Source organism: Streptococcus rubneri, assembly GCF_004785935.1.
GTDB classification, from domain to species: Bacteria; Bacillota; Bacilli; order Lactobacillales; family Streptococcaceae; genus Streptococcus; species Streptococcus rubneri.
Genome location: NZ_SRRP01000002.1, coordinates 45,197 through 58,601 on the forward strand (window position 1 = coordinate 45,197; position 13,405 = coordinate 58,601).

Here is a 13,405-nt window from a genome sequence, read left to right on the forward strand (position 1 = left end):
AGGAAGTATTTTGACTAGTCTATGGGCACTTAAAATCCTTTGATTGTAGAAATAAATTGGTAAAAAAACCAATTAGGACAAGGGTTTTTTCACTGATAACCTCTTGAATATTACACGAAAATTACAGAGTATTAAAATTCGATTAAATGCATTACGAAGCTATCAAGTTAGTTTGACATTTGAAGCTAATGGAGGTAGAATGAGGAAGATATACAAAAAAAGTAGAAATTGTTGAAACTACTATAATATAAAGGGTGATAAGATGAAAAAGATAAAGGTGATGGTTGTTTTTGGGACACGCCCTGAAGCGATTAAGATGGCTCCTCTTGTCTTAGAGTTGCAGAAGCAACATGACCGAATTGATACGGTAACTGTCGTTACAGCCCAACATCGGCAAATGCTGGATCAGGTTCTAGAGACCTTCAAGATTCAGCCAGAATACGATTTGGATATTATGGGAAAAAATCAATCCCTTTTAGACATTACTGCTCGAATTCTTGAAAAATTTGATCCGGTGGTCAAGGAAGAGAAGCCGGATATGATTCTGGTGCACGGGGATACGACAACTACTTTTGCAGCGAGTCTGGTTGCTTTTTATAATCAAGTTCGTATCGGTCACGTTGAAGCTGGTCTCCGGACTTTTGATAAGTACTCTCCTTATCCAGAGGAAATGAACCGGCAAATGACCGATAATCTAGCAGATTTGTATTTTGCACCAACGAGTGACAGTAAAGCCAATTTGTTGAAGGAAAACCATCCTGAGTCTGCTATTTTCATTACAGGGAATACAGCTATTGATGCCCTTCAATTAACGGTGCAAGAAGATTATCATCATGAGGTATTGGACCAATTCGATCGATTGAAGAAGTTGGTCCTAGTGACGATGCACCGTCGAGAAAATCAAGGTCAACCCATGCGGGCTGTATTTGGAGCTCTGAGAGAGATGGTGGATGCTCATCCAGAATTGGAAGTTGTTTACCCAGTTCACCTCAGTCCAGCTGTACAGGAAGCGGCGAATGAGATTTTAGGGAATCACGAGAGAATTCACCTGATTGCTCCATTAGATGTTCTTGATTTCCATAATCTCGCATCTAGAAGTTATTTCATCATGTCGGATTCTGGTGGTGTCCAAGAGGAAGCTCCTTCTTTAGGAAAACCAGTTTTGGTTCTTCGTGATACGACAGAGCGTCCAGAAGGTGTGAGAGCTGGGACCTTGAAGCTGGTTGGAACAAACCCAGAGCGGGTCAAGGAAGCGATGACCACCTTGTTAACCGACGATAAGTTCTATCAGGCCATGGCCCTGGCTCCGAATCCATATGGGGATGGGAAGGCATCTGAGCGAATTGTCCAAGCCATTCAGCACTACTATGGCTTAGTCGAATCAGTATCCGAATTTAAAGAGGGAGAGGAAGGTTAATGAAAAAGAAAAACAAACTTGGTAATTGGTTGCTGATCCTGTTAGGATTTGAACTGGTTCTCATGCTATTTTGCTTGTTCTTTGCACGAGAAATGATTTTAGAACAAATTTTGTTTTTGATGTTGGGTTTATTTGCATCCCTTGTCTTATCAGATTTGCTTCTTACGTGGACTATTTTGATTTCTTTTGGTCTAGGAATTATCTTCCTTGTCGCTGGGATTGTTTATATTCCAGGTTATCAGGCCCTGATTCTGCTCTTTAGCTTTCCAATCTTAATTGGAATCTTGTCGCAAATTCGCTATCATTTATTTAAAGAAGTAGCCAAGGTGCAGAATCAAGAAGAAGAAGCCTATGCTACGTATCGCTCCTTGATAACCACTTCTGGTGGACAAACTGGAGAGAAAATTCAGGCCCTGTTGATTCATTGGTCACACGAAGAACTCTTTTTTCAGGTACAACCACGAGAATACAATCGAACGCTCAATCAAATTCGGTATTTAATTTCTCTTCACTTAAACGAAAATGAAAAACTATATTATGTTTCAGACGGTAGCTTCCTTATTTTGACCAATGGAACTCAACGAAACTTACAGGACTTTTATCAGACTCAATTGAAAGGTCAGTTGGAAGGATTGGTCTTTAAAGGGGAGGACGGCAATCAAGCTATCCAATTCCAAACGGGCTATCTCGAAGTGGATTCAATCAACCGAACCAAGTTCCATCGTTATAAAGAAATGATTAGTAACTTGAAGCGTCAATTAGAGACGGATATTATTGTGGAATATTAGGAGGAACCGATGACTCTGACAAATATATTTTTTGGGCTTGCCTTGGGGATTAGTTTCTTCTTTTCCCTGTGCTTTGTAATTCTGTTTATTTCCTATACGGTGATTTATCATCGAGTGAATAAAAACTTCAAGGGGGTAGACCATGATTAGTCAAATTTTTATGATTTTCACCTTGATTTCTATTTGGATTTCGCTAGCTTGGGGTTTGGTCATTTTATTTTCGGCCGTTCATTTTTGGTTTAAGCATAGTGATTTTCGTGTTGATACCAGCCCTCTCCCTTACTATCCAAAAGTAACGATTGTCGTACCAGCCCACAATGAAGATGTAGTTATCGCACAGACGGCTAAAGCGATTTTGGATATGAATTATCCTCATGACAGGGTAGAGTTGCTCTTGTTTGCAGATAACTGTTCAGATCGCACCTATGAAGAGTGTTTGGCTGTCAAGGCACTTCCTGAGTATGCAGGACGAGACTTGACCATTATCGATCGGACAGGGACAGGTGGTAAAGCAGGTGTTCTGAATGACGCTTTAAAAATGGCAACAGGAGACTATATCTGTGTCTATGATGCTGATGCCATGCCTGAAAAAAATGCGCTTTATTTCCTTGTAAAAGAAGTTTTGAAAGACCCAGAACGTCGTGTGGCATCCTTTGGCCGGAATAAGACAAGAAATGCTGGTCAGAATTTCTTGACCCGTTGTATCAACCAAGAGATTGTTGTGACGCAACGGGTGCATCATGTGGGGATGTGGCACCTCTTCAAAATTGGCCGAATTCCAGGGACCAACTTCATTATCCAAACAGACTTTGTAAGAAGTATTGGTGGATGGAAAAATGGGGCTTTGACAGAGGACACGGACATTTCCTTTAAGATTATGCAAAGTGGGAAATTGATTGCCCTTGCTTATAATTCAGAAGCCTTCCAGCAGGAACCAGAAACCTTAAAGACTTACTATATGCAACGCAAACGCTGGGCAAAAGGAAACTATGAGGTTGTTCTTTCCAATTTCAAACACTTATTTGGTAAAGGAAATTGGCGTGTGAAATTAGAAGTTATCAACTATTCATGTATCTTCTTCTGGTTTAATGCTGCGATTGTCTTATCTGATTTGATCTTTCTTGCCAATATCATCGCCATGATTGTCCACTCATTTGCACCAGGAGTTCAGATTCCATTCGCCTTCGACTCTGAAAACATTTATATTGCACAATTGATGCTCTTTAACTGGGTCTTGATGATTGGACTCTACTTGCTTCAAATCAACGTTGCCTTAGCTTCTCAGTTTGGCCAAGCCACCATCAAGCAAATCTGGTTGGCCTTGGCAGCCTATTTCAGTTATTCACAGCTCTTTATCATCGTATCCATTGATTCCATTTCTTCTATCGTGATGGCCAAGCTTCTTCATCGCGAAGGGACCAAGTGGGTGAAAACTAAGCGATTCGCCGGTTAGGAGGACTTATGAGAACAAAAAAAATGAAATATTTATGGTTTGTGGTCATCCTGGCAATCTTCTGTTTAACTTTATTCCTAGCGAGAAGTAGAAGCAAGGTATTGATGCGCAATCGTATTTACCGTCAGTGGAGTGAGCATTTTGTGGTAAAAGATGGGAAAGAGGCCTATGTTCGCACGACCAACAGTGATAAAAATACCGTAGTCTTATCTGAAGCCCAAAGTTATGGAATGCTTATCACAGTAGAAGCGGCTAGTAAAGGATTAGCCAGTCAAGAAGATTTTGATCGTCTTTATCGTTACTATAAGAATCATCGTTTGGATGATACCCAATTGATGTCTTGGAAACAAATAATCAACAAAGGGAAAGTGACCGTCGAGGATCAAAATGCAACAGATGGAGACCTCTACATTGCCTATGCTTTGATTCAGGCTAGCAATCAATGGCCGAAGCAAGCCAAAGAGTACCAAAAACAGGCTAAGGCTATTTTAGAGGATATTCTTAAGTACAATTTCAATGAAGACACAGGTGTCTTAACAGTGGGGAATTGGGCCAATCAAGATTCTGAGTTCTACAACTTAATGCGGACATCAGATACCCTTCCTCATTATTTCCAAGTCTTTTATCAATTGTCAGGGAATGGTCAGTGGTTGAAGATTAAGGATGAGATGTTGAAACGACTAGACCAAATCAGCTCTCATCATGAGACAGGACTCCTTCCGGACTTTATTTGGGCTGACGAGGAAGGGACTCGTATAGCGGATCCGAAAACCATCGAATCCAAATATGATGGGGCCTATTCTTACAATGCTTGTCGACTACCGTACAACTTAGCGCAAAGTCAGGATAAGACTAGTCAGAAACTGGTTAAAAAGATGTTAGACTTCTTCATGAAGCAACGGAATATCTATGCTGGTTACGACCTAAAAGGAAATACCTTAAATCAACACCAGGCAGCTAGCTTTATTGCACCAGTTGTTTATGCGGCAGCAGATGAAAACGACTACCTCAAATTGGTCCAACAAAGTAAATATATTTTTATGCAAGATCTTCCGTTAGGGAACTATTATGATGCGACCATGACGACGATGATTGCCTTGGATCTCTTCTAAGAAGCCAATCAGCTACTGAGTCTTGCAGTTATTGCTATTATTAATCGAAGGCTGGGTACTTACCCCAGCCTTTTTTTCTGTCAAAAAAAAGACTGGATAGGGAAAAGTCGTACACTTTTAGAAGAATTTATAGGAAAAAATCTGGAATAATCTACTGAATTGACTTTCTTAAGCAGAATTCTTTCAATATCAAAGGATTTTATATATAATATTTTATACAGGAAATGGAGAGAAAGATGTATCAAGTAATTGAGATGTATGGAGATTCTGAACCTTGGTGGTTTTTAGAAGATTGGGAAAAAGACATCGTCAGTAGTCGCCACTTTGATGATTACTATGAAGCCTTGAAATATTATAAGCAGAAGTGGCTAGTCCTAAGAGGACAATCTCCTCTTTTCAAAAGTCGAAGTGACCTAATGACCATATTTTGGGATCCTCAAGATCGAAGATGGTGTGAAGAATGTGTAGAATATGTTCAGCAGTATCATTCCATTGCTTTGTTAGAAAATGACGAAAAAATACCAAACAGTAAACTACGTCCTGGCTATGAAAAAGGGAATGGGCACAGAATCCACCGCTCTTGCAAAATTGGGTTCGACACAAAGAAAATAGAAACGAGAAATCCGTGAAGTGCATAGGATTTCTCTTTTTTTATCCATTTTTTTGATGAGAGGATGATTTAAGGGAATCTTTTACGAATATTATAGTGAAAGGAGGAAATATGGTTCAAGAAATTGCCCAAGCTATTATTCGTAGAGCCCACCAAGAAGAGGCTCAGGATATTTATTTTGTGCCTCGTGCTAGAGAATACCAGCTCTATTTGAGGATTGGAGATGAAAGGCGCTTTGTTCAATCGTATGAGAGAGAGCAGATGGCAGCGGTCATCAGTCATTTTAAGTTTGTAGCAGGGATGAATGTCGGAGAGAGGCGAAGGAGTCAGTTAGGTTCCTGTGATTATGCTTTAGGAGACATCGTCTTATCCTTACGTCTATCCACCGTAGGAGATTACCGAGGGGATGAAAGTCTTGTCATTCGCCTCTTACATAATCAGGAACGAGAACTCCGCTTTTGGTTTGATCAGCTTCAGGAGTTAGAAGAAAAGGTGAGTGGGAGAGGGCTTTATCTATTCTCAGGCCCAGTCGGATCGGGGAAGACGACCCTGATGCATGCCTTGGCCAAGGGGAAATTTGCAGGCCAGCAGGTCATGTCCATCGAAGACCCGGTAGAAATCAAACAAGAAGAAGTCTTGCAACTGCAACTAAATGAAGCGATTGGTATGACCTATGATTCTTTAATCAAACTTTCCTTGCGGCATCGCCCAGATTTATTGATGATTGGTGAAATCCGAGACCAAGAGACAGCCAGAGCTGTTGTTCGGGCTAGCTTGACAGGTGTTACAGTTTTTTCGACCATCCATGCAAAGAGTATTCCAGGAGTCTATGAGCGTCTACTGGAGCTAGGAGTGAGCGAGGAGGAATTAAAGATTGTACTCCAAGGGGTTTGCTACCAGCGCTTGATTAAGGGAGGAGGTGTCACAGACTTTGTCACCAAAGACTATCAACAGCATTCCAGCAAAAAATGGAACCAACAAATTGATGCACTTTATGAAGCTGGATATATCCAGCTGGATCAGGCGCAAGCCGAAAAAATTATCGATTGCTAAACAAAGTCATGTGATTGAGCTTTTCCATAATCTATATTGCAGTGGTTTTCACCTGTCTGAGATTATTGACTTTCTAGGACGCAGTCAGTTGGTAGAGCCAGCTTTTGTAGAAGCCATGCGGACCAGCCTGGCTAACGGCAAGTCCCTATCTGGAATTTTATCCGATTTAGGCTTCTCAGATCAGGTAACGACCCAATTGGCCTTGGCAGAGCTCCATGGAAATGTGACCCTTAGTTTGGAAAAGATTCGTAGCTATTTAGAAAATTTGACCCAGGTCCGCAAAAAGTTAGTGGAGGTTGCGACCTATCCCCTCCTCTTATTGGGCTTTTTAGTCTTGATTATGCTAGGCTTAAAAAATTACCTGCTTCCCCAGTTGGATAGCCAGAATGGGGCGACCCGTTTTATCAGTGTCTTTCCTCAGTATTTTTTGATAGGAAGTTTCCTTTTTGCGCTCATCGGCTGTTTCCTCTTTATCGTAGGACGCCGATCGAGACGTTTGCCTTTAGTTAGCTGTTTAGCTCGTCTCCCTCTTATCCGTCCTTTTTTGCAGGATTACCTGACGGCCTATTACGCTCGTGAATGGGGGAATATGATTGCTCAAGGTTTGGAGTTGAGCCAAGTGTTTCCTATGATGCAAGCTCAACGTTCTCAGCTTTTTCGCGAGATTGGACGGGATTTAGAGATGGCTTTAGCCAACGGTAGATCCTTTTCAGAGCACATTCAGACCTATTCCTTCTTTAAGAATGAATTGACTCTCATGATTGAGTATGGGGAAGCTAAGTCCAAGTTAGGAAGTGAGTTAGAAGTGTTTGCAGATAAGACCTGGGAAGGTTTTTTTCATCGCTTGAATAAAGCCATGAATCTGGTCCAACCCTTGGTGTTTATTTTTGTCGCTCTGATGATTGTTTTACTCTATGCAGCCATGTTGCTGCCGATCTATGAAAATTTAGAGGTACATCTATGAAATCATTTCACAAATTGAAAGTACAAGCTTTTACTCTGATTGAAATGCTTGTTGTTTTGCTGATTATCAGCGTTCTTCTTTTGCTCTTTGTTCCGAATTTGACCAAGCAGAAAGATTCGGTAACAGATACAGGAAATCGTGCGGTGGTCAAAGTTGTAGAGAGTCAGGCTGAACTCTACGAACTCAATCATACCAATGAAACAGCCAGCCTTTCTAAGCTGGTGGCAGAAGGGCAGATCACCCAAAAACAAGCAGAGGCTTATCGAGCCCATTACAAAAAGAATACAGGTGATCAGCGTGCGGTTGCAGATTAAGGCCTTCACTTTGCTAGAAAGCCTGTTGACATTGGGAATTGTAAGTCTTGCCTGCTGGCTTTTATCAGGATCGATCTATCAAGCCTTTGATCAGGTGGAAGAAAAGCTCTTTTTTTCTGAGTTTGAGCGGGTCTACCAAGAGACGCAAAAGATGAGTATAGGAAGAGAGGAGAAAGGGATCCTCACCATCGATCAGAAGGGGGTCCGTAGCCCTTATCAAGAACTTTCCCTTCCGAAGGGTGTTCAACTTATCAAAGAGAGCCAAATTGTCTTTAATGGAGCGGGAGGAAATTCTTCCTTGACTAAGATTCAATTTCAAACGGAGAAAGAGGTGGTGACCTATCAGTTGGCGATTGGGAATGGAAAAATTAAGAAATCAACGACTCCGCGCTAGTCTTTTGTTTGAAGGTTTGATTGCTCTAGCCATTTTTGCCTCTCTGACGACACTTTTGCTGGGAGAAATACGTCAATCTCGTCAAAGAAGACTAGAGGAGTTACAGAAGGCAGAAGTCTTGCGAGTCGCAAAAATGGCTATCCAGACAAGGCAGGATCAATTGACCATCAACCAGGTCAGTGTTCAAGTGGAGAAATCTGCCAAGTCCTTAAAGGTCTATCATGAGGGAAAGGTTGTGATTGCTGTTGAAAAGAAATAAACTTCCAGCCTTTACTTTATTGGAGGCCTTGGTTGCCCTGCTCGTTATCAGTGGTGGTTTATTGGTGTTTCAAGGATTGACAAGCCTCTTGCGTCAAGAACTCCAGTACCAAAGCCAAATCAAGCAAGAAGAGTGGTTGCTTTTTCAGGACCAACTGGACATTGAATTATCTCGGAGCCAATTTGAAGGGGTCAGAGACAATAAACTCTATCTTGTTCAGGATCAGAAACCCATAGCCATTGGATTGGCTAAAGGGGGAGATATCCGAAAGACAGATGCGACTGGCCGTGGCTACCAACCGATGATAGAAGGCGTTGAATCCGCCTTGATTGAAAAAAGTGGGGATCTGGTGTCTATTCAACTGCGTTTTGAAGAAGGGTTAGAAAGGGAGGTGGTCTATCGTGTGGTGGAAAAGGATAAAAAAGAAGCAGATTGAGGCTGGAATCCTCCTTTATGCCCTCTTTATGTCGGCGGTTTTTAGTCTTTTGCTTCAGTTCTATCTGAATCGGCAAGTGGCAGAGAGACGGATCCTCCTTGCTAGTCAGCACCGGATTCAGGCTTATGCGCAAGCTCAATTGGCTGTTGATACTTGGGACCGGGAAGAAAAAACAATGACCTTCTCAACTGGCCGAGTCGATTTGGAAGAAAAATCGGACTTTGCTGAGGTCAGCAGTCACTTAGAGGATGGGAGAACCTACCATTTCACCTTTGCCCTTCCTCCTAGCGAGAAGAAAAAAACCGACAAGAAGAAAAAGCAGAAGCAAGCTCCAGATTCAGCTACAGACCACTCGACCACAACTGAGGAAGAGAAGCCTCAGGTCTTCGAAAAGCATAGCGAAAACTCTTAAAATTTGATATGATTAAGAGATGGAGGAAAGCATGAATTTCGAAAAAATTGAGAAAGCCTACGGCTACCTATTAGAAAATACCCAAACTATTCAAAATGATTTGCAGAGCAACTTTTATGATGCTCTAGTGGAGCAGAATGCCATCTATCTGGATGGGCAAACAGAGTTGACTCTAGTGAAGGGAAACAACCAGCGGCTGAAGGACTTGAACTTGAACAAGGAAGAATGGCGTCGCTCCTTCCAATATCTATTGATGAAGGCAGCCCAAACAGAGCCCCTACAAGCCAATCACCAATTTACGCCAGATGGGATTGGATTTCTTCTGGTCTTTCTAGTGGATCAGTTGGCTAGTTCTGACAAAGTAGATGTGCTAGAAATGGGAAGTGGAACAGGAAACTTAGCCCAAACCTTGATGAACAACTGTCAGCGCTCGTTAGATTATTTGGGATTGGAAATCGATGATCTCTTGATTGACCTTGCGGCCAGTATGGCAGAAGTGATGAAGGCAGATGTGAATTTTGCCCAAGGTGATGCCGTTCGGCCACAGGTTTTGAAGGAGAGCGATGTGATTATCAGCGATTTACCTGTCGGTTATTATCCAGATGATGCCATTGCGAGTCGTTACCAGGTCGCTTCCCCTCAGGGCCACACCTATGCCCATCATTTATTGATCGAACAATCACTAAAATACTTAAAACCGGGTGGCGTCGCTATTTTTCTAGCTCCGAATGATCTTTTGACGAGTGAGCAGAGCCCACTGTTGAAAAAATGGATGCAAGATCATGCTCAGGTCTTGGCCATGGTGACCTTGCCAGAGAACCTCTTTCGATCAGCCAATCTGGCAAAAACCATCTTTGTTTTACGCAAGCAAGAAGAAGCGGTAATCCAACCATTTGTCTATCCCTTGACCGATTTGCAAAATCAGGAAGACGTTATGAAATTCCGTGAAAGTTTTCAAAACTGGAATAAAGAAAGTGAAATTTAAACAAAATTTTGCTATAATAGGAGTGAAAACGCTTAAAGAGGTAAAAAAATGACGAAAACAATTGCAATTAATGCAGGTAGTTCAAGTTTGAAATGGCAATTATACCAAATGCCAGAAGAAACAGTTTTGGCAAAAGGGCTCATCGAGAGAATTGGACTTAAAGATTCCATTTCTACAGTAAAATTTGATGGTCGAGCAGAAAAACAGGTTTTAGATATTGAGAACCACACACAAGCGGTTAAAATTCTACTTGATGATTTGATTCGTTTTCACATTATTGCATCTTACGATGAAATCACTGGAGTGGGACACCGTGTCGTTGCAGGTGGTGAGTATTTCAAAGAATCTGCTCTTGTAGATGAAGAAGTGATTCAAAAGGTTGAGGAACTTTCTTTGTTGGCTCCATTGCACAACCCTGCCAATGCTGCTGGGATCCGTGCCTTCAAAGAATTGTTGCCAGATATTACCAGCGTTGTTGTATTTGACACCTCTTTCCATACAACAATGCCTGAAAAAGCTTATCGTTATCCTCTTCCGACTAAATATTATACTGAAAACAAGGTTCGTAAATATGGAGCCCATGGAACCAGTCATGAGTATGTAGCCCACGAAGCGGCCAAGCTTCTTGGAAAACCAATCGAAGAGTTGAAATTGATCACCTGCCACATTGGGAATGGTGCTTCTATTACAGCGGTAGATAAAGGGATTTCTGTAGATACTTCTATGGGCTTCACGCCACTTGGTGGAATCATGATGGGAACACGTACAGGGGATATTGACCCTGCCATTATTCCTTACTTGATGGAGCACACAGAAGATTTCAAAAATCCAGAAAATATCAGTCGTATCTTGAACCGTGAATCTGGTCTTCTAGGGGTGTCTGAGCTTTCTAGCGATATGCGTGATATTCACGAAGCTATGCGCAGTGGGAATGACAAAGCACTCTTGGCCAACGATATTTTTGTCGACCGTATTAAGAAATACATCGGTCAATACTTTGCCGTCTTGAACGGAGCAGATGCCATTGTCTTTACAGCTGGTATCGGGGAAAATTCTAAAACGATCCGTGGACAAGTCATTGATGGGATGACTTGGTTTGGCTGTGCTGTGGATCCAGAAAAGAACGTCTTTGGTGCAGAGGGAGATATTTCAACACCGGATGCTAAGGTGAGAGTCTTGGTCATTCCAACAGATGAAGAGTTAGTCATTGCCCGTGATGTAGAACGGTTGAAAAATAAGCAATAAAATGAATGAAACATGCAGAAAGAGGTGGCTTTTCTAGCCCCTCTTTTTCATCTGCTAACCATTTAGATGAGTTCTATAGACAACAGGCTTGCTGAGCTTACATATCTATGGTATACTAGAAAAATAGTTTGAACATAGAGGTAAAATAATGAAAAAATGGATGAAAAAGAAATGGATTTCGAATGGTTTATGGCTACTGATCGGGACAGCCCTATTTCTAGCGACTCAGCTTCCTATGGTGGCTTTGTTTTACGGAGTTCAATATGCTTGGTCTGACTTGATGATCAATGCCCTTGTCCTGGGAATGACAACTCTGCTTGTCTGTCTCCTTTGGTGGTTTATGAAGTGGAGCCCTTTAGATCGGCTAGATTTTTCACAGATTTCGGGTCGAGATCTTGGAAGAAATTTCCTTTTCTTTTTGCTTCTACTTGCAAATAATTTTGTGGGAGCTACAGTGCTTCAGAATATAGGAGAGACCACTACAGCCAATCAGGAAACAATTCAGGGGCTTTCTTCGGTGGCTCCTCAGCTGGCGATGGGTTTACTTCTTGTTGTTGTGGCGCCTTTAGGAGAAGAAATTATCTGTCGGGCAGTCGTTCCCCGATTAGTCTTTAAAGGTTATGAAAAAATTGGTTATTTAGTCGGAGCTGCAGTCTTTGCTTATTTGCATGGTCCAAGTAATCTTGGTTCTTGGATCATCTATGGTGGAATGTCCCTCATCTTGACTTGGGTCGCTTATCGGTATAAACGTGTAGAATATTCGATTTTATTGCACTTGACCTTGAATAGTTTTGCCTTTCTGGTAACTATCCTGCTTTCTTTTCTTCCCGCTTAAAATATGGTAGAATGGTATCACCAATGGGTTTATTGAGGGAACTTGGGGATTTCGACAGAGTCAGTCAACTAAGTGCAGAAAAACTAGAACTCAGAGGTTAGAATGATTCTGACCTCTTTTCTATGCCCTATAGGATGCCCATATAGAAAGATAGGATAAAATGGTAAAGTATGATTGGAGACAACTAGGCAAGGAGCGGACCCTACTATGTGGAATCCTCAATGTTACCCCCGATTCCTTTTCAGATGGCGGATGCTATCAAACGGTCGAAAGAGCACTAGAACAAGCTCGAAAGTTAATTGCAGAAGGAGCAAGGATGCTGGATATTGGTGGGGAGTCCACGCGTCCGGGGAGTCACTTTGTGGAAATTCAAGAAGAGATTCAACGAGTTGTACCAGTAATTGAAGCAATTCGAGCAGAGAGTGATATCTTGATTTCGGTTGATACCTGGAAGTCAGAGGTGGCCCGAGCAGCCATAGAAGCTGGCGCAGACCTGGTCAATGATATTACAGGCTTGCTAGGGGATTCGCAAATGGCAAGAGTGATTGCAGAGGCTCGAGCCGGAGCAATCCTTATGTTTAACCCAGTTATGGCTCGTCCCCATCATCCGAGTTCTGTGATTTTTCCAACCTTTGGTTTTGAACCCGCTTTTTCATCTGAGGAGTTGGAGCGGTTTGATCAACTTTCCATTCCTGAATGCATGTGGACCTTCTTTGCTAAGAGTCTACAAAAAGCAGAGGCAGCAGGTTTGAGCCAGGATCAGCTTTTCTTAGATCCAGGGATTGGTTTTGGCTTGACCAAACGGGAAAACCTCCAACTCTTGCAGGACTTAAAAACCATTCATGCCAAGGGCTATCCGATCTTTTTAGGTGTCTCTCGGAAGCGCTTTGTGGTCAATATTCTGGAAGAAGAGGGATTTGAGACCAACCCTGAGACGAAAGAAGGATTCTATAATCGGGATTTGGCTTCTAGTCATTTGACGAGTATTGCTGCCAGTCAAGGAGTAGAAATTGTTCGTGTACACGATGTTCCTCTTCATAAGATGGCGGTAGCTATCGGTAACTCTATCCATCAAGCTGACCAGGCCCAGGACCTTCATTTGAAACAATATCGGTAAAGAAAAGAGAA

Annotated in this window: 16 protein-coding genes; all 16 read left to right on the forward strand. The window is 42.0% G+C overall.

The window, feature by feature from the left end:
- Positions 1–262: 262 nt before the first annotated feature.
- Positions 263–1,417: a non-hydrolyzing UDP-N-acetylglucosamine 2-epimerase gene (gene wecB / locus E5S68_RS08360; protein WP_135783149.1), complete on the forward strand. Its 1,155-nt coding sequence runs from the start codon at positions 263–265 to the stop codon at positions 1,415–1,417.
- Positions 1,417–2,205: a hypothetical protein gene (locus tag E5S68_RS08365; protein WP_135783150.1), complete on the forward strand. Its 789-nt coding sequence runs from the start codon at positions 1,417–1,419 to the stop codon at positions 2,203–2,205. The genes wecB and E5S68_RS08365 overlap by 1 nt, the downstream gene beginning before the upstream one ends.
- Before the next feature lie 142 nt (positions 2,206–2,347).
- Positions 2,348–3,658: a glycosyltransferase family 2 protein gene (locus tag E5S68_RS08370; protein ID WP_135783151.1), complete on the forward strand. Its 1,311-nt coding sequence runs from the start codon at positions 2,348–2,350 to the stop codon at positions 3,656–3,658.
- Between the two features lie 8 nt (positions 3,659–3,666).
- Entirely contained in the window at positions 3,667–4,770 is a 1,104-nt protein-coding gene (locus E5S68_RS08375) for a family 8 glycosyl hydrolase (protein ID WP_135783152.1), read from the forward strand.
- A gap of 236 nt (positions 4,771–5,006) precedes the next feature.
- Positions 5,007–5,399, forward strand: a complete 393-nt coding sequence (locus E5S68_RS08380) for a DUF1033 family protein (RefSeq protein ID WP_135783153.1) — start codon at positions 5,007–5,009, stop codon at positions 5,397–5,399.
- A 92-nt stretch (positions 5,400–5,491) separates the two neighbouring features.
- Positions 5,492–6,433, forward strand: coding sequence for a competence type IV pilus ATPase ComGA (comGA, locus tag E5S68_RS08385; RefSeq protein WP_135783154.1), 942 nt, complete (start codon positions 5,492–5,494; stop codon positions 6,431–6,433).
- Positions 6,375–7,397, forward strand: coding sequence for a competence type IV pilus assembly protein ComGB (gene comGB, locus E5S68_RS08390; protein ID WP_135783399.1), 1,023 nt, complete (start codon positions 6,375–6,377; stop codon positions 7,395–7,397). Before comGA ends, comGB begins: the two co-directional genes overlap by 59 nt.
- The gene (gene comGC / locus E5S68_RS08395) at positions 7,394–7,711 is read left to right on the forward strand and encodes a competence type IV pilus major pilin ComGC (RefSeq protein ID WP_135783155.1); all 318 of its coding nucleotides are present in this window, start codon (positions 7,394–7,396) and stop codon (positions 7,709–7,711) included. The genes comGB and comGC overlap by 4 nt, the downstream gene beginning before the upstream one ends.
- Positions 7,701–8,105, forward strand: a complete 405-nt coding sequence (gene comGD / locus E5S68_RS08400) for a competence type IV pilus minor pilin ComGD (RefSeq protein ID WP_135783400.1) — start codon at positions 7,701–7,703, stop codon at positions 8,103–8,105. The genes comGC and comGD overlap by 11 nt, the downstream gene beginning before the upstream one ends.
- On the forward strand, positions 8,071–8,364 hold the full coding sequence (gene comGE, locus E5S68_RS08405; RefSeq protein ID WP_135783156.1) for a competence type IV pilus minor pilin ComGE: 294 nt from the start codon (positions 8,071–8,073) through the stop codon (positions 8,362–8,364). Before comGD ends, comGE begins: the two co-directional genes overlap by 35 nt.
- Positions 8,348–8,800: a competence type IV pilus minor pilin ComGF gene (gene comGF / locus E5S68_RS08410; protein WP_167470862.1), complete on the forward strand. Its 453-nt coding sequence runs from the start codon at positions 8,348–8,350 to the stop codon at positions 8,798–8,800. The genes comGE and comGF overlap by 17 nt, the downstream gene beginning before the upstream one ends.
- On the forward strand, positions 8,766–9,212 hold the full coding sequence (gene comGG / locus E5S68_RS08415) for a competence type IV pilus minor pilin ComGG (RefSeq protein WP_135783158.1): 447 nt from the start codon (positions 8,766–8,768) through the stop codon (positions 9,210–9,212). Before comGF ends, comGG begins: the two co-directional genes overlap by 35 nt.
- Positions 9,213–9,243: 31 nt before the next feature.
- A complete protein-coding gene (locus tag E5S68_RS08420) occupies positions 9,244–10,197 on the forward strand; it encodes a class I SAM-dependent methyltransferase (RefSeq protein WP_135783159.1) in 954 nt (317 codons plus the stop codon).
- 48 nt (positions 10,198–10,245) lie between these two features.
- Positions 10,246–11,442, forward strand: coding sequence for an acetate kinase (locus tag E5S68_RS08425; protein WP_135783160.1), 1,197 nt, complete (start codon positions 10,246–10,248; stop codon positions 11,440–11,442).
- Positions 11,443–11,590: 148 nt separating this feature from the next.
- Positions 11,591–12,277: a CPBP family intramembrane glutamic endopeptidase gene (locus E5S68_RS08430; RefSeq protein WP_234697708.1), complete on the forward strand. Its 687-nt coding sequence runs from the start codon at positions 11,591–11,593 to the stop codon at positions 12,275–12,277.
- A gap of 160 nt (positions 12,278–12,437) precedes the next feature.
- On the forward strand, positions 12,438–13,394 hold the full coding sequence (gene folP, locus E5S68_RS08435) for a dihydropteroate synthase (protein WP_135783162.1): 957 nt from the start codon (positions 12,438–12,440) through the stop codon (positions 13,392–13,394).
- The last annotated feature ends 11 nt before the right edge of the window (positions 13,395–13,405 follow it).

Excerpts from the sequence above, each read along its gene's own strand:
- wecB (WP_135783149.1), top strand. The coding sequence starts at position 263 with ATGAAAAAGATAAAGGTGATGGTTGTTTTTGGGACACGCCCTGAAGCG.
- E5S68_RS08365 (WP_135783150.1), top strand. The coding sequence starts at position 1,417 with ATGAAAAAGAAAAACAAACTTGGTAATTGGTTGCTGATCCTGTTAGGA.
- E5S68_RS08370 (WP_135783151.1), top strand. The coding sequence starts at position 2,348 with ATGATTAGTCAAATTTTTATGATTTTCACCTTGATTTCTATTTGGATT.
- E5S68_RS08375 (WP_135783152.1), top strand. The coding sequence starts at position 3,667 with ATGAGAACAAAAAAAATGAAATATTTATGGTTTGTGGTCATCCTGGCA.
- E5S68_RS08380 (WP_135783153.1), top strand. The coding sequence starts at position 5,007 with ATGTATCAAGTAATTGAGATGTATGGAGATTCTGAACCTTGGTGGTTT.
- comGA (WP_135783154.1), top strand. The coding sequence starts at position 5,492 with ATGGTTCAAGAAATTGCCCAAGCTATTATTCGTAGAGCCCACCAAGAA.
- comGB (WP_135783399.1), top strand. The coding sequence starts at position 6,375 with ATGAAGCTGGATATATCCAGCTGGATCAGGCGCAAGCCGAAAAAATTA.
- comGC (WP_135783155.1), top strand. The coding sequence starts at position 7,394 with ATGAAATCATTTCACAAATTGAAAGTACAAGCTTTTACTCTGATTGAA.
- comGE (WP_135783156.1), top strand. The coding sequence starts at position 8,071 with ATGGAAAAATTAAGAAATCAACGACTCCGCGCTAGTCTTTTGTTTGAA.
- E5S68_RS08420 (WP_135783159.1), top strand. The coding sequence starts at position 9,244 with ATGAATTTCGAAAAAATTGAGAAAGCCTACGGCTACCTATTAGAAAAT.
- E5S68_RS08425 (WP_135783160.1), top strand. The coding sequence starts at position 10,246 with ATGACGAAAACAATTGCAATTAATGCAGGTAGTTCAAGTTTGAAATGG.
- E5S68_RS08430 (WP_234697708.1), top strand. The coding sequence starts at position 11,591 with ATGAAAAAATGGATGAAAAAGAAATGGATTTCGAATGGTTTATGGCTA.
- folP (WP_135783162.1), top strand. The coding sequence starts at position 12,438 with ATGGTAAAGTATGATTGGAGACAACTAGGCAAGGAGCGGACCCTACTA.